We start from the raw sequence: 18,072 nt of genomic DNA on the forward strand, positions 1-18,072 counted from the left end.
GGCCCGACCCGGAGAACGCACGATGAGCACACCCTGGCGACAACGGGCGACGAGCCGTCCCCGGACCACCGAGGCCGTCCTCCTCGTGTCGCTGTTCGCGGTCGCCGTCTCCGGCTGTTTCCTGTCCTCGTCGGTGATGCCGGGACCGCCTCCGCTGTGGCCCGCCATCGTCCTGTCCGCGCTCGCCTGCGCGGTACTGCCCCGACGCCACGGCCACCCCCTTCCGGTGCTGGCGGTGACCACGCTGAGCATGGTGGCCCTGGCCGCCCTGGGGCACCTCGTGACGGCCATGAACATGGGCCCGCTCATGGTCGCGCAGTACTCGGTCAGCCTGCGCACCGAGCGCCGGACGGGCTGGTACAGCGCGCTTGCGGTCACCGCGGCCCTGGTCGTCTCCGGTCTGTTCCACGGCGAGCTGCGGGACCAGTGGCTCATCGGCCTGGTGAATCCGGCGGCCTGGGTGCCGCTGTCCGCGGCGTTCGGCGGCTATGTGCGGGTGCGCCGCGAGTACGCCGCCGCCAGGACCGAGCACCTGGCCCGCGAGCGCGAGGAGGAGGCCCGCCACCGCGTCGTCCAGGAACGCATGCGCATCGCCCGCGAACTCCACGACGTCGTCGCCCACCACCTCGCCCTGGCCAACGCCCAGGCGGGCACCGCCGCCCACCTCTCACGGGTCGATCCGGAGAAGGCGTACGAGATCCTGGACAAGCTCTCGGGGACCACCGCGGCGGCCCTGCGCGAGCTCAAGGCCACCGTCGGACTGCTGCGCCAGGACACCGACACCGACGACGGGCTGGCGCCCGCGCCCGGCCTGGCACAGCTGCCCGACCTGGTGGCCGCCTGCGCGACGGCGGGCCTGGAGGTCACCGTCACCGAGGAGGGGCGGCCACGGCCGCTCGCACCGGGGCTCGACCTGACGGCGTACCGGATCGTCCAAGAGGCCCTCACCAACGTCACCAAGCACGCGGGCACCCGCACCGCACGGGTGCGGCTCGCCCACACCCCCCACTTCCTCACCCTGACGATCACCAACGACACCGCCGGTCCCGTGTCCCCGACCGGGTCCGGTCACGGCTTCGGGCTTCTCGGCATGCGTGAACGGGCCCTCGCCGCCGGCGGCACCTTCCGCGCGGGGCCCCGGCCGGAGGGCGGCTTCGAGGTCGCCTGCACCCTTCCCCTGCACGGCCACGACGAAGGCACCGCCCCATGACCATCCGCGTCCTGCTCGCCGACGACCAGGCCCTGCTGCGGGCCACCTTCCGCATCCTCATCGACTCCGACCCCGGCCTGACCGTCGTCGCGGAGGCCGCCGACGGACGGGAGGCGATCGACCTCACCCGCGTCCACACGCCCGACGTCGTCCTCATGGACATCCGGATGCCGGGCACCGACGGTCTCGCCGCCACCGCCGACATCTGCTCCCGGCCGGAACTGGCCGCCACCCGGGTGCTGATCCTCACCACCTTCGAGAACGACCAGAACGTCGCCAAGGCCCTGCGGGCCGGTGCCAGCGGCTTCCTCGGCAAGGACGTCGGCCCGGACGTCCTGCTGGCCGGCATCCGCACCGTGGCCGCGGGTGACTCCCTGCTCTCCCCCACGGCGACCCGCACCCTCATCACCCGCTTCCTGGCCACCCCCGACGACGCCGCACCGCTCGCCCCGCCCGAACGCCTCACCGCCCTCACCGAACGCGAACGCGAGGTCATGGCCCTGGCCGCGCACGGCAAGTCCAACGCCGAGATCGCCGACCACCTCGTCGTCAGCCCGCTGACGGTGCGCAGCCACGTCCAGCGCGCGATGACCAAACTGCACGCCCGCGACCGGGCGCAGCTCGTCGTGATCGCCTACCAGAGCGGCCTGGTGCGGCCCCCCGCACAGGACGGCTGAACACAGGACGGCCGAGCACAGGACGGCCGACCGGCCCGCGCGGCGGGCCGTGGCCGCCGTGCGCTCCGCGGTCCGTCAGTGTCCGAAGATGCGCCGGTGGCCGTGGGCGGGCCGCGTCCCCCGGGTCTCCCGGTCCTCCCTCGTGGCCGCCACGGGCTCGGACACCCGCGCCCGGCGTTTGTGGTGCCGCCGCTTCAGCCCGCCGGCGAGCGCGGCGAGACCCAGGCAGAAGATCAGGGCGAGGGCCACACCGGAGAGGAAGAGCCCCGGCGGGCCGAGCGTCGCTATTTGGTTGCCGAACACCTCCACCGTGTACTCGGGTCCCCCGGAGAAGTTCTCCACGACGACGACGGCCGTGAAGGCGGCGGTGGCCAGCACCAGCAGGAGCAGCAGCACGAGCATCGCTCTCACCTCATGATTCGGCCTTTTCCGCCGGGTACCCGGCGCCGGGCCCCCCACACGAGTGCCCGGTGACCGTCTCCCAGTCGGCCGTGCGGTCGCACCAGCGGTTCAGGAGGGTCCGGTCGTGGCCCACGGCCAGCAGGCCCGCGCCGGTCGAGGTGCGGTAGGCCTCGACGGCCCCGACCAGCGCGGCCGTGGTCGACGCGTCCAGCATGGCCGTCATCTCGTCGCAGATCAGCCAGCGGGGGCGCAGCACCAGCGCACGGGCCAGGCAGGCGCGCTGGAGCTGGCCGTCGCTGACCTCGTGGGGGCGGCGGGTGAGCAGGTCGGAGGTCAGGCCGACGGTTCCGGCGAGTTCGGCCACCCGGTCGGGGACGGACGAGCGGCGGCCCGTGGCGCGCAGGGGTTCCGCGATCAGGTCGGCCAGGCGCAGACGCGGGTCGGCGGAGAGGCGGGGCTGCTGGAAGACGACGCCGACGGCGGTGCGCAGTTCGCGTGGGGCGCGGTGGCGCCAGCGGTGTACGGGGGTGCCGTCGAGGACGACTTCCCCGGCGTCCGGGCGGTGGAGGAGGGCGGCGACCCTCGCCAGGGTGGACTTGCCGCAGCCGCTGGGGCCGAGCAGGCCGACGGACTCGCCGGGGGTGACGGTGAGGGTGGCGTCCCGTACGGCGGGGGCCCGTCGGTCGTATCCGGCGGTGACGGAGCGCAGTTCAAGCACGGATGTCCTCGGGGGTGGGTGCCGGGGCCGGGTGGTGGCAGGCGACCGGCCCGGTGAAGGACGGGAGGGTCGTGCAGGTGTCCGTGGCGCGGTCGCAGCGGGGGGCGAAGGCGCAGCCGTCGGGGAGGGCGCCGAGTTCGGGGGGCAGTCCGGGAATGGGGGTGAAGGACCGGTCCGGGAGAGCCTGCAGCAGGCCGCGGCTGTAGGGGTGGCGGGGCCCCGGTGCGCCGAAGAAGGCGCTCGCTCCGGTCAGTTCGACGATGCGGCCCGCGTACATGACCGCCACCCGGTCGGCGATGCGTTCCGCCGCCGCGAGGTCGTGGGTGATCATCAGGAGCGCCCGGTCGCCGTCGGCGTCGACGTGACGGCGCAGTTCGTCGACGGTACGGTCCACCAGGTCGCGGTCCAGGCCGGTGGTGGGTTCGTCGGCCAGCAGGAGGGGTGCCCCGCCCACCAGGGCGAGGGCGGTGGCGGCACGCTGGGCCAGGCCTCCGGAGAGTTCGTGGGGGTGGCGGTCGAGGTGGCCCGGCGGGAACTCGGCGCGTTCGGCGGCCTGTTCGGCCGCGGTGCGCAGGGCCGTGCGGCCCCGGACGCCGGTGAGCTGGGCGACCGTCTCCTCCAGTTGGGAGCGGATGGTGCGTACGGGGGTGAGGTGGGCGGCCGGGCTCTGCGGGATGAGGCCGATGCGGCGGCCCCGCACGGTGCGCGCGAGGGTGCGTTCGTCGGCGGTCAGCAGGTCCAGGTCGCCGAGGTGGGCGTGGCCCGCGGTCTGGGCGTTGGCGGGGAGCAGGCCGAGGAGGGCGGAGGCGAGGACGGACTTGCCGCAGCCGCTCTCGCCGATCAGGGCGAGGCATTCGCCGGGTGCCACGTCGAAGTGGGCGTCGGTGACGGCGGCGATCCGGCGCCCGCCCGGCAGCAGGAAGCGCACGGACAGGCCGCGCACCGACAGCACGGGAGGTCGCCCGGCCGTCACGGCGCCGGTGGACGGCGGAGGGGGACTCCCGGCCGTCGCCGCATGCGGGATGGCCGCATCCGCCGCCGACGGCACGGCGGGTTGCTCGGTCACAGCGTGAGCTCCGATCGACGCCGGGGGTTGATCCGCTCCCGCCAGACACCGGCGAGGCCGGCGATGGCGAGCGTGGGGATGATCAGGAACAGGCCGGGGAAGAGGGTCGGCCACCACTGTCCGGCGAGCAGGGAGCCGCGGGCGCCCTGGATGAGGGTGCCGAGGCTGGCGGTGTGGGCGGGCAGGCCGAGGCCGAGGAAGGACAGGGCCGACTCGTGCCACATGGCGTGCGGCACCATGAGGACGGCGGCGAGGCCGGCCTGGGGCAGCACACCGGGCAGCAGGTGCCGTACGACGACCCGCCACCGGGAGGCGCCGCCGGAGACGGCCGCGTCGATGTAGGGGCGGGAGCGCAGCGAGAGGACCTCGGCGCGGACGATCCGGGCGGTGGACAGCCAGTGGGTGAGGCCGACGGAGATCACCACCGGCCAGACGCCCGGCCGGAACATGGCGACGATGAAGACGCCGAGCAGCAGGTGCGGTACGGAGGAGAAGGTGTCGACCAGGCGCATGACCGCGCGGTCGGCCCAGCCGCCGAGCGCGCCCGCGGTGGCGCCGACGGCGGTGCCGATCACGGTGGCCGCGAGGGCGGCCACCACGCCCACCAGCAACGACACCCTGAGCCCGTAGACGCAGCGCAGCAGCAGGTCGCGGCCCACGTCGTCGGTGCCGAAGGGATGGGACCAGGACGGCGGCAGGAGTTTGGCGGCGAGGTCGACGGCCTGCTGGTCGAGCCGGACCAGCGGGGGGACGAGCAGCACCGCGAGGACGGTCACGGCGACGAGTCCGGCGGAGACGTACAGCCGCAGGGTGTGGGTGGAGCGGCGGGCGGTGCCGTGCGCGCGCCACACCGTCTTCGTCACGGCGGTGGTGTCAGCAGCCATGGGGGTCACATCCGTGGGGGTCACATCCGTGGGTGTCACGTCCATGGGGGTCACATCTCATTCAGCTTCACCCTCGGGTCGATCAGTCCGTAGAGCAGGTCGGCGAGGAGGTTTCCGGCGAGGACGGCGGCGGTGGCGAGGGTGGTCAGCGCGGCCAGCAGCGGGAAGTCGACGGAGGTGGCCGCCTCCACGGTGGCCGCGGCGATGCCCGGCCAGCTGAACACGGTCTCCACCAGCAGGGCGCCGGTGATGAGTTCGGGGACGCGGGAGCCGATCAGGGTGAGCACGGGCAGCAGTCCGGAACGCAACGCGTGGCCGAGCAGGACGGTGCGTTCGCTCAGGCCGCGGGCCCTGGCGCCGCGCACGGGGTCCTCCGCGAGGGCGTCGCCGACGCCCTGACGGACGTAGAGCGTGAACCAGGGCAGTTGGGAGACGGCGAGGACGCCTGCGGGCAGGATCAGGTGGCTCATGACCTGGCCGAAGGTGACCTGGTCGCTGTCGGTGTCGGTGAGGCCGCCGGCCGGGAGAACGTCCAGCTCGAGGGCGAACAGCCAGACGGCGAGCAGGGCGATCCAGAAGACCGGGGCGGCCTCCAGGGCGTACGCGAGGGAGGTGACCGTACGGTCGAGGAGCGAGCCGGGGCGGCGGGCGGCGAGGACGCCGAGCACGGTGCCGAGCAGGACGGCGACGGCGAACGCGACGGCGCACAACAGGGCCGACCAGACCAGGCGTTCGCCGATCACCTCGGCCACGGGCTGGCGCATCACGGTGGACCGGCCGAGGTCGCCGCCGAACGCGGAGGTCAGCCAGTCCCACCAGCGGGCGGTGAACGGCCGGTCCACGCCGAGGTTCTCCCGCAGCCGGTCCAGGGTCTCCTGGTCGGCGCCGAGCGCGGCGGTGCCGGCGTACGCCTTGACGGGGTCGAAGGGGGAGGCGGCGGCGACGGCGAACACGCCGAAGGTGACGACCAGCAGCACGGGCACGGCGAACAGGGCCCGCCGTGCCGTGAGCCGGGTCATCTCTCCCCAGGGGAGGGTGGTCATGCCGTGGGCTGCCAGTCCTCGACGTTCCACCAGGGGCCGCTGGCGAAGCCGTGCTCGTGGGGTTCGGTCTGGGTGGTGAGGTCCTTCCAGCGGTCGGCGAGGACGTACATGTGGTCGATGTGGGTGAGGAAGGTGTAGCCGGGGTTCTTCACCAGTTCGCGCTGGAGGGTGTCGTAGGCGGCCTTGCGGTCCTCGGGTTCCTGGCTGCGGCGGCCGGTGTCGAGGGCCTCGTCGACGGCCGGGTTGTCGTACAGGGCCATGTTGTTGAAGCCGTCGCCGGCGAGGGAGGAGTGCAGCAGCGTGTAGAGGCCGAAGTCGGGGTCGCCGGTGCTGCCGAAGCCTGCGAGGACGGCGTCGTGCTTCATCCGGGGTTCGATGACCTCCCAGGTGGCGCTCTCCACCTTGACGTCGATGCCGGCCTTCTTGGCGTCGGAGGCGTAGGCGAGGGCGTGGTCCTGGCGGACCTTGTCGCCGGAGGGGTAGTAGAGGGTGAAGCGGGCGGCGCGGCCGTCCTTGGCGCGGATGCCGTCCTCGCCGGCCTTCCAGCCGGCCTCGTCGAGGATGCTCTTGGCCTCGTCGAGGTCCTGGGAGCGTTCGATGTCCCCGGCGAACCAGGGGTCGTCGACGGGCAGCGGGCCGTAGGCGGGGCGGCCGGCGCCGTCGAGGATCTTGTCGACCATGGTCTCGCGGTCCACGGCGAGGTCCAGGGCGCGGCGGATCGCGGTGTCGCCGGCGACGGGGTTGCCGGTGGGGAGGGTGACGGCACGGAAGTCGTACGACGTCGCCCGGTACGTCTTCCTGCCGTCGTCGTCCTTGAAGGTGGCGGCGAGGTTGGGCGGGAGGGTCGCGCCGTCGAGGTCGCCGGAGCGCAGCCGGGTGGCGCGGACGTCGTCGTCGGCGATGATCGCCATGGTGAGCTTTTTCACCTTCGGGGCGCCGCCCCAGTAGTCCGGATTGGCCTTGAAGGTGAGCTTTTCGCCCTTGCTCCAGCCGGTGAGGACGTACGGTCCGGTGCCGATCGGCTTCGTGTTGAAGGAGCCGGTGTTGGGGTCCTGTCCGCCCGCGACGTGCTCGGGGACGACGGGCAGCACCGTGCGGGCGGCGAAGGCGGCGTAGGGGTAGTCGAGGGTGAAGACGACCTTGTCGTCGCCGTCGGCCCGGACCTCCTTGATGGCGTCCAGTTCGCTCCTGGCGGTGTTGTTGGTCTTCTCGTCCAGCACGGTGTCGTACGTGAAGACCACGTCGTCGGCGGTCAGCGGCTCGCCGTCGCTGAACTTCACGCCGTCGCGCAGGGTGTACGTGTAGGTGCGGCCGTCGTCGGTGACCTCGGGGAGCGCCTTCGCCAGGGCGGGCTTCAGCTTCATGTCGGCGTCGCGGGCGAGGAGCCCGTCGAAGATCTTGGAGTTGCCGTCCTTGCCGTAGCCGAGCAGAGGGCTGAGCGTGTCCGGTTCGGACGGGACCCCGATCACCACGGATCCGGCGGACGTTCCGCCGTCCGCGCCGCCGTCGCCCGGCGCCGAGCAGGCGGCGACCGCACCGGCCATCGCGACCACGGCGGCGGTACCCCGTATTCGTCGGGTCGTCATCGAACCTCACGCTCCTGTTGCCCGAAAATCGTTGTTGCATATTAATTGCAGCAAGGTACTGCCCAGGACGGCGGCCTCCCACTCCTCCGCCCCGACGGACGGTGCCGCTCGTGTCAAGTGCGCAGGTGTGCGCCGGGGTGCGAGCCGTCGGGCGCCGTCCGCGCGCCCCCTGTGGCCGCTTGTCACCGGACCGGAACGGGCACTACTGTCACCACGCCTTGGTGACGGGAAATCGGTGCGATACCGGTGCGGCCCTCGCCACTGTGATCGGGAAGTCCGGCTCCGGCCCTCACGGGCAGCCACTGGGTTCTTCGGAACCCGGGAAGGCGGAGCACGGGCGGTGGTACCCGTCAGCCAGGAGACCGGCCAAGGCACGTCAACCATCCACGAGGTGCTGGAGAGGGTCTGCTGAGCCATGCACATAGCCGAGGGTTTTCTGCCACCGGCGCACGCGGTCGCCTGGGGCGTCGCGTCGGCGCCGTTCGTCGTCCACGGAGCCCGGTCGCTCATCCGTGAAGTCAGGGAACATCCCGAGAGCACCCTGCTGCTCGGCGCGTCGGGAGCGTTCACGTTCGTCCTGTCCGCGCTGAAACTGCCGTCGGTCACGGGAAGTTGCTCCCACCCCACCGGCACGGGCCTGGGCGCGATCCTGTTCCGGCCGCCGGTCATGGCGGTGCTGGGCACCATCACCCTGCTGTTCCAGGCGCTGCTGCTCGCCCACGGCGGGCTGACCACGCTGGGCGCCAACGTCTTCTCGATGGCGATCGTCGGCCCCTGGGCCGGATACGGCGTCTACCGGTTGCTGCGCCGGTACGACGTGCCGCTGATGGTGGCGGTGTTCTTCGGCGCGTTCGTCGCCGACCTGTCGACGTACTGCGTGACGAGCGTGCAGCTGGCGCTCGCCTTCCCCGACCCGGGGAGCGGATTCTGGGGCGCGCTGGGCAAGTTCGGTTCCATCTTCGCCGTGACGCAGATCCCGCTCGCGGTGAGCGAGGGGCTGCTGACCGTGCTGGTGATGCGCATGCTGGTGCAGTCGAGCAAGGGGGAGCTGACCCGGCTCGGCGTGCTGGTGACGTCGGTGACCGGGCGGAGGACGGCGAAGCCGTCCGACTCGGCGGAGGCGGTGGCCCGATGAGCCGCAACGCGAAGATCAACACGCTGCTGCTGGTGCTGGTGGCCGCGCTCGCCGTGATCCCGCTGGTGTTCGGGCTCGGCGACCACAAGGAGGAGCCGTTCGCCGGCGCGGACGCCGAGGCGGAGACGGCGATCACCGAGATCGACCCGGACTACGAGCCGTGGTTCTCCCCGCTGTACGAACCGCCGTCCGGGGAGATCGAGTCGGCGCTGTTCGCCCTCCAGGCGGCGATCGGCGCGGGCGTCCTCGCGTACTACTTCGGGCTGCGGCGCGGGCGGCGGCAGGGGGAGGCGCGGGCGTTGGCACGGCCGCGGACCGAGGTGGGTGCGGACGCGGACACCGGTGACGAGGCCGTTTCCGAACGACGACGGGTCTGACGGCGCGTGCTGCCGATCGACGCGGCGGCGCACAGCAGTCGCTGGCGCCGCCGTCATCCCGTGGACAAGGCCGTACTGGGGCTGGGTCTCACCCTGCTCGCCGTCTCGCTGCCGCCGTGGCCGGGCGCGGCCCTGACGCTGGTGACGGCGCTCGTGGTGCTGCTCGGCCCGGCGGGGGTGCCGGGGCGGCGGCTGTGGCGGGCGTACCGGGTGCCGCTGGGCTTCTGCGTCACCGGGGCGCTGACGCTGCTGGTCCAGGTGGGCGGGCCGGACGGGTTCGTGTCCTGGGCCGAGGACGGGCCGCTGCGCGCCGGGGAGTTGATGCTGCGCACGTCGGCGGCCTCGCTGGGCGTGCTGCTGTTCGCCTTCACCACGCCCATGTCGGATCTGCTGCCGCGTCTGGTGCGGGCCGGGGTGCCGGCGCCGCTCGTGGACGTGGCGCTGGTGACGTACCGGATGAGCTTCCTGCTGCTGGACTCGGTGCGCCGCGTCCGGGAGGCGCAGGCGGCCCGGCTCGGGCACACCACCCGGGCGGCGACGTGGCGTTCGCTCGGCGGGCTGGGCGCGACCGCGTTCGTCCGGTCCTTCGACCGGGCGGCGCGACTGCAGACCGGGCTGGCCGGACGCGGTTACGACGGCACCCTGCGCGTGCTGGTGCCCGAGGCCCGTGTCTCCGTCCGGTTCACGGCGCTGAGCGTGGCGCTCCTCGCGGCACTGGCCGCCCTCACCTTCGTACTGGAAAGGCCACTGCCGTGAGCGAGTCCGTGCTGGTCGCCCTGCGGGGCGCGTCGTTCGCGTACGAGGACGGCCCGCCCGTGCTCAGCGGTCTGGACTTCGAGGTGCGCGAGGGGCGCGCGTTGGCGCTGCTGGGGCGCAACGGCAGTGGGAAGACGACGCTGATGCGGCTGCTGAGCGGTGGACTGCGGCCGGAGGGCGGTGAGTTGACCGTCGAGGGGCGGCCGGTGCGCTACGACCGCAAAGGGCTGACGGCGCTGCGCACCACCGTGCAACTGGTGGTGCAGGACCCCGACGACCAGTTGTTCGCGGCGTCCGTCGGCCAGGACGTGTCGTTCGGGCCGCTCAACCTCGGCCTGTCCGACACGGAGGTACGCGCCCGGGTGGCGGAGTCGCTCGCCGCGCTGGACATCACCGCCCTCGCCGACCGTCCCACGCACCTGCTGTCCTACGGGCAGCGCAAGCGGACGGCCATCGCGGGCGCGGTCGCCATGCGGCCCCGCGTCCTGATCCTCGACGAACCGACGGCGGGCCTGGACCCCGACGGCCAGGAACGCCTTCTCGCGACCCTCGACGGCCTGCGCGAGAACGGCACGACGGTCGTCATGGCCACCCACGACGTGGACCTCGCCCTGCGCTGGGCCGACGACGCGGCCCTGCTCACCCCGTCCGGGGCGCACACGGGCCCGGCGGCCGAGATGCTGGCCCGCACGGACCTGCTCGCGGGGGCGGGGCTGCGACTGCCGTGGGGAGTGGCGGTCGGGCGACTGCTCCGGGCGCAAGGGCTGGTGACCGGCTCGGCCGCCGGTCCCCGCTCCCCGGAGGAACTGGCGGCCCTGGTGGCCGCGTCCACCACCGGTGGTGACGCGCGGCTCCCGTGAGGGCGGGCCGGTCCATCATGTCGCGTGAGGAATCCGGCCGCCGTCGGCAGTACCACGCCCCTCTCCCGTACGGGCGGGGCGTCGTCAGCCGTTCTCCATGACCGGCCGAGCCGACAGACGGCGGGGCCCGGCCTGCCCACGAGGTACCGGTCATGCGGCCCCGCGGACCGGTACGGCAGTTCCTCCGCCTCCCCGTCCCAGGGGCCGGGGAGGTCCCGCCGGATGTACGTCACCAACCCGTCGCGTACGTCGTACGAGTCCCCGGGGTGGAAGGCCTGCGGCACCTCCTCCAACGGATGCGGCAGCAGACCGGAAGCGGCAGGCGGGGGCCGACAGTGGGAGCGGCTTCGGCGTGACGCCGATCGTCCTGGTGCATGCCACATCCCGAGGTGGACCGACCACTCCCTCATCGCATCCTCATCCCTCACCCCAACGGAATTCGTACTAGAATGTGTACAGAATCAGGCCTCTATATGGGTACGGTGACAGCATGGAGATCCCCGAGGTAGTGACCGTCAGCGACGCGCGCGCGAGACTCTCGCGGATCCTGACCGACCTGTCGGAGTCCGGCGTGGATGCCGACCCGGTCCTGATCGGCGCCCACCGCAAGCCCCAGGGCGTTCTCCTGTCCGTCGAGGCCTTCGAGGCGCTGAACGGCCGAGCCGCACGCCGTGCGGCCGTCGCCTCGGCCACCGGCTCCATCGAGGCCGAGGGACTCCACACCTCCGAGGCCTCCGACCGCGACACCGAGGCGTATGTGAAGGGCGACGTCGACGCGGACACCCTTGTCGCCCGCGCGATCGCCCGCCACCGACAGACTTCGCAACGACGGGCCGGGTGAACGATCCGTACGCCATGCCCAACGGCGTGCTGCGCAACAAGCTCGGCATCACCGACCCCCGACTGCTCGCGGCAGCGGAGGCGGACATCACCCGGGCGCGCCTCATCATGCTCGCCGAACGCCCCTTGCCCGGCGCGTACGACCTCGGCCGTCTTCAGGCGTTCCATGCGGCGATCTTCGGCGACATCTATTCGTGGGCAGGCGAGTTACGCACCGTGAACATCGCCAAGCGCACACCGTTCTGCCCGGCAAGGAATCTCGTGCCGTACGCCGGAGAGGTCTTCGGTCGTTTGGTCTCATCCGGCCATCTGCGGAATCTTCCCCGGCAGGAGTTCGTCATCCAGTTAGCCGAGCTGTACGGCGACCTGAACGTCCTCCACCCGTTCCGCGAGGGCAACGGCCGCGCCCAGCGGGCGTTCCTGGCCCAGCTCAGCACCACCGCGGGATACGACCTGAACTGGTCGGGCATGGACCCCCAGCGCAACGAGGACGCCTCGGTGAAGAGCTTCCTCGGTGACAACAACCTGTTGGAGCAGCTGCTCGACGAGCTCGTGACCACCAACTGACGCCCTTGCGCGACTGGCCCTGGTCGGATGGTTGCGCCGGGCGGCAGTCCGAGCAGGCCCGGGAAGGCACTGCTCAGAACCGGTCCCGGGCCGACCACACCTCGCCCATGTCACCGCGGCCCAGGCGGCCGATGTTCTGATTTCGACGACGCCGCCCCCGTCGAATCCTTGCCATTCACTCGACCGATTGCCGGCTACCTCATCCAGATGAACTCGGCCGCTCTCGTACCCGGTATGTACCTCACACGGGAGCATTTCCGGAAGCTGCTCCAGCGCCCCGAGTCCCGTCCTTACAAAGCGACTGGCCGATACGCCAGGGCTTGATCGACTACCTCATCAGCCGAGAGCTCCCCCTCCAGCGGCCAGAAGATCAAGTCGCTGACATGACCGGACGGGCATGCCAGGGCGCTGTCAAGTGTGTCCAGCCAGTCGGCCGCCTCGTCGTCCGAGGCGTAGTCCGCTCGCATGATCCGCTGCACGAGCGCGACGGCATCCGCGCGACTCGTCTCCGTGGCACTCATCAAGCCCCTCCGCCGAATCACCCTAGCGGGAAGCGTGATCAGCCGGGCGCGTCCTGCCGTTCCCATGCGCTCCGTCGACCTCTGTCCGTCCCAGCCGTCCTCGCCTCTCCCCGCGGAACCTCACACCCCCTCCGAGCCTTCGCCGCTCTCCAGCCCCTCCATCGGTCGCAGGCCCCGGGAAGGCACGTCGCGGGCCACTGGGTGAACCGGCAGCCGGCGCGGGTCCGCCGCCCGGGTGATGGCCGATTCGACGGCGGCGATGCGGTCGCCGAGGAGGGCGAGGGCGGCGATCGCGCGGGTCAGAGTGTCCTCGTCCGGCCCGCCCAGGGTGAGGGTACGGGTGTGGGCGGCCTTCACCTCGGTCCAGCGGGCCGCCTGTTCGGCGGTGAGCGTGCCGCGTAGTTCGGCGAGTTTCAGGAGGTTCGACTCGGCGCCCGTCGTGAGGGTCTGGGCCTCGGCCGTGTAGTGGTCGTCGATGACGGCGGTCAGTTCGGCGGCGTTCATGACGGGCTGGATCCGCTGGGCGATCTTGTTCATGTTGCGGTAGGAGCCCTGGAGGCGGAACGGCGGCTCGGTGCGGGCGTCGTCGGACCGGGCGGCGGAGGCGATGTAGGCCGCGTTGACGGTGAGGACGGTCCGGCGGGCGGTGAGGAGGTGGCGCAGCACCGCCAGGACGCGGTCCAGTTCGGTGGGGGCGTAGGGGTGGGTGAGGCGGTCGGCACGGGCCGTGGGGTCGTTCTCGGCGAGGCGGATCAGCAGGTCGAGGTCGGCGCGGTCGCGGCCGGCGAGCGGGGCGAGCACCGGGTTGGCGGTGAGGGCGTTCTCCACGAAACTGAGCGCGAAGACGTCCTCCTTGCCGGTGAGGACGTCACCGAGGTTCCACACGTCGGCGCGGTTGGCCAGCATGTCCGGGACCCGGAAGGCCTCGCCGGACTCGGTGTAGGGGTTGCCGGCCATGCAGACGGCGAACCGCTTCCCGCGCAGGTCGTAGGTGCGCGGCTCGCCCTCCCACACGCCCTCCATCCGGCGCGTGGCGTCGCACAACGGGATGAACTTCTGGAGCAGTTCGGGCGAGGTGTGCTGGATGTCGTCCAGGTACAGGAGGGTGTTGTTGCCGGCGGCGAGCGCGAAGTTGATCTTCTCGATCTCCTGGCGGGCGGTGGCGTTCGGTGCCTCGGCCGGGTCGAGCGAGGTGACCGCGTGGCCGAGTGCGGGGCCGCTGATCTTCACCAGCACCAGGCCGAGGCGGTCGGCGACGTACTCCATGAGGGTCGTCTTGCCGTAGCCGGGCGGGGAGACGAGCAGCAGCAGACCGCCGGTGCCGGTGCGGCCGGACTCGCCCGTGGTGCCGAGCTGTTTGGCGAGGCTGTCGCCGACCAGCGGGAGGTAGACCTCGTCGACCAGGCGGTTGCGGACGAACGACGACATCACGCGCGGCCGGTGGTCGTCCAGGCGCAGCCGGGCGCGCTCGGCGGTCACCAGGGCGGTGCGGCGGCGCTGGAAGGCGCGGAAGGCGGGTACGTCATGTTCCCTGAACTCCTCGGTGCGGGCGAGGAACTCGTCCAGGCGGAGGGCGAGGCGGCGGTCGGTGATCCGGGGGTGGGTGCCGAGCAGGCCGTCCACGGTGACGGTCAGGGGCGCGTCCGATGTGTGGCGGGGCGTGTCCGGGCAGAGTTCGGCGGCCACGGCCTCGGCGAGGTCGCCGGCGGTCGGTTCCTCTCCGGCGGTCGCGGCGTACGCGGTCAGCCAGGCCTCGACCAGTTGGCGGCGGGCGGTGAGGTCGGCGAGGGCGGGGAGGTCGTCGTCGTAGGCCCCGGCGGTGACCTCGCGGCGGAACGTGTCGAGGAGCGTGCGGGTGCGGGCGCTGATGACGAAACCCTCGGGGCCGGTGGTCAGTTCGTCGAGGAGGTACGCGGCGCAGGCCTCCGGACGGGCGGGGGCGTCCTCGCCCCGGACGCCCATGGCCCGGGCGAGTTCCTCCCGTAGCACGTCGAGGGCGGGCGGCGGCCCGAAGGCGTCGCGGACGCGGGCCAGGGAGCGGGCGCGGCGGGTGAGGTCGGCGCGCTCCTGGGCCGTGGTGCCGTGCGCCCAGTACAGCAGGGCGTGGGCGCGGGCGGCGGGCTCGTGGCGCAGCAGGCCCGCGCGGGCGTACAGGGGCAGCACGGCGGTGAGGATCGCGGTGGCGTCGTGGTCGTGGACGCCCCGCTCGTACCCCTCGTCGTACGCCTCCTCGGCGGCCCGGCGAACCAGGGCGGCGAGGTCGTCGGCGCCGGTCAGGGCGTCGGGGCCGGGCTCGCGCAGCAGGCGGGCGGCGAGGTGCTCGGCGCGGTAGACCCCGGGTGACTCGGACGGCAGGTGCCGGTTCCACAGGGGGCGGTCGGCGAGGAGGGCGGGGTCGGTGACGGGGGCGCGGTAGTCGGTGCCGGTGAGGGCTAGCGCGAGACCGTCGCCGTGCGGGACGACGGTGAGGTCGAGGGGCTGGGTGGAGACGGCGAACCGGTGGTCGCCCAGGCGGATGGCGCGTCCGCCGTCCGCGTAGAGGTCGGTGCGGTCGCGCAGGGCGCGGGCGGCCTCCTGGCGGGCGGAGCGCAGCCGTCCGTCGAGTTCCTCGGCGCGGACGCGGTCGCCGAGTCCGCGCAGTTCGTCGGCGGTGCGGCGGACCTTGGTGACGAGCGGGTCGGACGCGAAGTAGGTGCTCACCGCGTCGGTGTCGGGGAGCGTGGCACAGCGCCGGGTGATCGTCTCCAGTACGCGGGCGGCGGCGGAGGCGAGCTGTTCGGCTCGGCGGGCGCGGGCGTCGGAGAGGCTCTGTTTGCGGGCGGAGAACGCCTCGTAGAGTTCGGTGCGCCGGTCGGCGAGCTCGCCGAGGACGTCGTCGAACTCGGCGAAACGGGACTCCAGTGCCTCCAGCTGGGCCAGTACCCGTGTCAGTTGCTCGTCGCAGGCCTCCGGGGTGTCCGCTGCCGCGAGGGCACCGGTGACCGTCTGGCCGAGCAGGGCGAGTTCGGCGGCGAAGCCGGCGCGCGCCTCCCTGTCGAGGAGGGACCGGCGGCGGGCGTCGAGGGTGGCGCGGGCACGGTTGACGCCGCCCATCGCCTCGGCGACCCGCTCCAGGACGGCCGTGCGGACGGTGGCGTCGGCGATGTCGAGCCCGGCGACCACCTCGGTCACCGTGCGCAGCCCGTCGGCCAGTTCGTCCAGGCGGGCGGCGGCCGGGGCGGCCTCGGCGGTGGTGGTGACCGACTCGGCGTCGGCGACCAGCCGTTCGACGTCCGCGTGATGGGCGGCGAAGGCGTCCTCGCGGGCCAGGAAGGCGATCGCGCGCTGCCCGAAGGAGGCGAGGTCGCCCTCGGCGCCGTCGGCGAGGGCGTCGATGCGGGCGTGGTCCGCGTACCGCATGTCCTTCAGGGTCAGCAGATGGCCCTGGGCGTGCCGGAGTTCGGTCAGTCCGGTGACCCAGGCGGCGGCCTCGCGGGGCTGCTCGCCGCGCAGCCGGCGCACCACGGAGGCGATCCGGTCCGCCGCCTCGTCGAGCGCTTCGGCCGCCCGGCGGGTGAGGTCGCGTACGGTCTCGAACTCGGCCAGTACCTGGTCGGCGGTGGCACGCATCTCCGCCAACGGGGCGCGCAGATCCCCGAGTTCGCTGTCGCCCAGCCAGTGGTGGGTGTCCAGGGCTCGGACGCAGGCGGCCACCAGGGCCGTGTACACCTCGGCGGTGGGGGTGGTCTCGGCGACGGAGCGGGCCAGGGACAGACAGTCGGAGACGCCGCGTACGAGGTCGGCGTTGCCGACCCGGGCCAGCGGGCCCTCGCCGACGGGCTGTGCGGCGGCGTGGGTGTCGGAGACGTAGGGCGAGTGCCACAGTTGTACGGGGTGGACGCGGGCGGGGTCGTCGCCGTCGGGGCGCAGCAGGGCGAGGAGTCCGTCGTCGAACAGCGCCCAGCCGTGGCAGGCCATCGGGGTGGCGACCGCCTCGCGGATGAGGTTGTACGACAGCAGCAGCGCGCGTCCGTGTCCGGGCGCGTGGAAGACGTACAGCACGTCCTCGCCGTGCGGCGAGCGCACCTCGTGTGCGAACTCCATCCCGGTGGTGTCGAGTTCGTACGTCTTGTGGGGGCCGGCGGCGAGGCAGTAGCCGCCGGGGAAGACGATGCCCTGGTCGTCGGGGAGCCGGCGGGGGCCCTGTCCGATGCCGTCGAGGCGGACGACGGACCGGGTGAGGGTGTTGAAGACGAGGTGGCGGGGCGCGGTCTCCTTGTAGGGGAGGATCCGCAGCAGGATCAGGGGGCCGACGCGGGCGTGGGCGATCTCGGCGTCGGCGAGGGACTGCAGGGGCTCGTCGACCGGTTCGCTGTGGATGCCGTCGGGGGTGGCGGTGTCGTTCTCGGTCTTGACGGTGAGGGTGCCGCCGAGGGTGTCGACGAAGACCTCGCCCTGGACGGAGACGTGCGAGTGGCGGCCGAGGACGTGGTCCTCGCGGGTGGTGGGCGTCCAGTCGATGTCGGCGGGCGGGGTACGGGCGTGGTCGCGGTCGCCGCGCGCGTCCAGGAAGACCGCCGACCGGCCGTCCTCCGGGATCGTCCAGCGCAGCACGCGGATGTCGCCGGCCTTCTCACCGGTCTGGAAGACGGCGAGCAGCTTGCCGTCGACCCGGCGCAGCCGCAGCAGGCGTGCCTGGCGGTAGTAGCGGTGCAGGGCGGCGAACTCGCGGACGAAGCCGGGGTCGTCGAGGAGGCCGGGGACGGCGTCGTCGGGGAGGCGGTTCAGGTCGCGGTCGTGCGGGGCGAGGACGTCGGCGACCGTGGTGTCCCGTTCGGGCCGGGGACGGGCTTCGTATCCGAAGAGGAGTACGTCGCCGACGGCGACGATGTCGCGGGGCACGGCGGTGCGGTCGGTGCGCAGCCGCTCGGTGCCGGTGAGGCGCAGTTCGGGAGCGCCGAACTCCTCGGCGCGGCGGTGGTTCAACGCCTCCGCGCGGCGGGCGAGTTCGGTGGCCCGGTCGGCGAGGCGGTCGCGCAGCACCTGGTAGGCGCCGCCGTCGACCGCCGCGTCGGTCCCGCCCGGCGCGGGCGTACGGGACGGCTCGTGGTGCCCGCCGGCGCCGGCCCACTCACGAGCGGTGTCCGCGCCGGACGCCCCGCGGGATCCGGCCTGTCCGGACGCCCCGCGGGATCCGCCCGGCTCGGACCTCCCGGGGGCTCCGCCCTGCCCGGGGTCCCCGCCGCGCCCGCCCGGGCCGGAGGCCGTCCGGGACCGGCCCCCGTCGGGCGCCCCCTCGGAGCCACTCGCTCCGGGAGTGCCGTGGAGGGCACCGGTCGCGGCAGCGGGAGCGGTGCCGGTTCCTGGGGTGCCCGGGCCCGGCGTTCCGCGCGGGGCCGTGTTCGTGGGCTCGTGGGTGCCGGTGGTCATGGCTGGCTGCCTCTCGGAAGG

16 protein-coding genes and 1 riboswitch are annotated in these 18,072 nt (G+C 73.0%); of the genes, 8 read left to right on the top strand and 8 right to left on the bottom strand.

Annotated elements, in window-relative coordinates:
- Positions 1-22: 22 nt before the first annotated feature.
- Together ACFV5H_RS07955 and ACFV5H_RS07960 are read left to right on the top strand one after the other, a co-directional pair.
- Complete coding sequence (locus tag ACFV5H_RS07955; protein ID WP_385193427.1) at positions 23-1,210, top strand: sensor histidine kinase; 1,188 nt, start codon at positions 23-25, stop codon at positions 1,208-1,210.
- A complete protein-coding gene (locus ACFV5H_RS07960) occupies positions 1,207-1,887 on the top strand; it encodes a response regulator (protein WP_385052960.1) in 681 nt (226 codons plus the stop codon). The genes ACFV5H_RS07955 and ACFV5H_RS07960 overlap by 4 nt, the downstream gene beginning before the upstream one ends.
- Before the next feature lie 75 nt (positions 1,888-1,962).
- On the opposite strand, the gene ACFV5H_RS07965 is transcribed toward ACFV5H_RS07960, so the two are convergent.
- Genes ACFV5H_RS07965 through ACFV5H_RS07990 form a run of 6 tightly spaced genes read right to left on the bottom strand, consistent with a single transcriptional unit; the run spans position 1,963 to position 7,586 of the window.
- Positions 1,963-2,289, bottom strand: a complete 327-nt coding sequence (locus tag ACFV5H_RS07965; protein ID WP_385052963.1) for a hypothetical protein — start codon at positions 2,287-2,289, stop codon at positions 1,963-1,965.
- A 10-nt stretch (positions 2,290-2,299) separates the two neighbouring features.
- A complete protein-coding gene (locus ACFV5H_RS07970; protein WP_385193430.1) occupies positions 2,300-3,007 on the bottom strand; it encodes an ABC transporter ATP-binding protein in 708 nt (235 codons plus the stop codon).
- A complete protein-coding gene (locus ACFV5H_RS07975; RefSeq protein ID WP_385053000.1) occupies positions 3,000-4,031 on the bottom strand; it encodes an ABC transporter ATP-binding protein in 1,032 nt (343 codons plus the stop codon). Before ACFV5H_RS07975 ends, ACFV5H_RS07970 begins: the two co-directional genes overlap by 8 nt.
- Before the next feature lie 38 nt (positions 4,032-4,069).
- Positions 4,070-4,957 carry an ABC transporter permease gene (locus tag ACFV5H_RS07980; protein WP_385052969.1) on the bottom strand — a complete coding sequence of 296 codons (888 nt, stop codon included), beginning with the start codon at positions 4,955-4,957 and terminating at the stop codon, positions 4,070-4,072.
- 50 nt (positions 4,958-5,007) lie between these two features.
- Positions 5,008-5,976 carry an ABC transporter permease gene (locus ACFV5H_RS07985; RefSeq protein WP_385053002.1) on the bottom strand — a complete coding sequence of 323 codons (969 nt, stop codon included), beginning with the start codon at positions 5,974-5,976 and terminating at the stop codon, positions 5,008-5,010.
- Between the two features lie 20 nt (positions 5,977-5,996).
- Complete coding sequence (locus ACFV5H_RS07990) at positions 5,997-7,586, bottom strand: ABC transporter substrate-binding protein (protein WP_385193432.1); 1,590 nt, start codon at positions 7,584-7,586, stop codon at positions 5,997-5,999.
- Positions 7,587-7,788: 202 nt separating this feature from the next.
- Positions 7,789-7,972, top strand: a riboswitch (cobalamin riboswitch).
- A gap of 29 nt (positions 7,973-8,001) precedes the next feature.
- On the opposite strand from ACFV5H_RS07990, the gene ACFV5H_RS07995 reads away from it, so the two are divergent.
- The 6 genes from ACFV5H_RS07995 (at position 8,002) to ACFV5H_RS08020 (ending at position 12,121) form a co-directional block, all read left to right on the top strand.
- Complete coding sequence (locus ACFV5H_RS07995; protein WP_385052975.1) at positions 8,002-8,721, top strand: energy-coupling factor ABC transporter permease; 720 nt, start codon at positions 8,002-8,004, stop codon at positions 8,719-8,721.
- On the top strand, positions 8,718-9,098 hold the full coding sequence (locus ACFV5H_RS08000; protein WP_385193435.1) for an energy-coupling factor ABC transporter substrate-binding protein: 381 nt from the start codon (positions 8,718-8,720) through the stop codon (positions 9,096-9,098). The genes ACFV5H_RS07995 and ACFV5H_RS08000 overlap by 4 nt, the downstream gene beginning before the upstream one ends.
- A 6-nt stretch (positions 9,099-9,104) precedes the next feature.
- The gene (gene cbiQ, locus ACFV5H_RS08005) at positions 9,105-9,854 is read left to right on the top strand and encodes a cobalt ECF transporter T component CbiQ (RefSeq protein ID WP_385052981.1); all 750 of its coding nucleotides are present in this window, start codon (positions 9,105-9,107) and stop codon (positions 9,852-9,854) included.
- Positions 9,851-10,714, top strand: coding sequence for an energy-coupling factor ABC transporter ATP-binding protein (locus ACFV5H_RS08010; RefSeq protein WP_385052984.1), 864 nt, complete (start codon positions 9,851-9,853; stop codon positions 10,712-10,714). The genes cbiQ and ACFV5H_RS08010 overlap by 4 nt, the downstream gene beginning before the upstream one ends.
- Before the next feature lie 490 nt (positions 10,715-11,204).
- Positions 11,205-11,555 (top strand): type II toxin-antitoxin system Phd/YefM family antitoxin, encoded by a 351-nt coding sequence (locus ACFV5H_RS08015; protein WP_385052987.1) that lies wholly within the window; start codon positions 11,205-11,207, stop codon positions 11,553-11,555.
- Complete coding sequence (locus ACFV5H_RS08020) at positions 11,552-12,121, top strand: Fic/DOC family protein (RefSeq protein WP_385193438.1); 570 nt, start codon at positions 11,552-11,554, stop codon at positions 12,119-12,121. The genes ACFV5H_RS08015 and ACFV5H_RS08020 overlap by 4 nt, the downstream gene beginning before the upstream one ends.
- A gap of 290 nt (positions 12,122-12,411) precedes the next feature.
- On the opposite strand, the gene ACFV5H_RS08025 is transcribed toward ACFV5H_RS08020, so the two are convergent.
- Together ACFV5H_RS08025 and ACFV5H_RS08030 are read right to left on the bottom strand one after the other, a co-directional pair.
- Positions 12,412-12,642 (bottom strand): e9imm peptide, encoded by a 231-nt coding sequence (locus ACFV5H_RS08025; RefSeq protein WP_385052993.1) that lies wholly within the window; start codon positions 12,640-12,642, stop codon positions 12,412-12,414.
- Positions 12,643-12,762: 120 nt separating this feature from the next.
- Positions 12,763-18,051, bottom strand: coding sequence for a DNA repair ATPase (locus tag ACFV5H_RS08030; protein ID WP_385193441.1), 5,289 nt, complete (start codon positions 18,049-18,051; stop codon positions 12,763-12,765).
- Positions 18,052-18,072: the final 21 nt, after the last annotated feature.

This window comes from Streptomyces sp. NPDC059787, from assembly GCF_042732315.1.
Taxonomy (GTDB): domain Bacteria; phylum Actinomycetota; class Actinomycetes; order Streptomycetales; family Streptomycetaceae; genus Streptomyces; species Streptomyces atrovirens.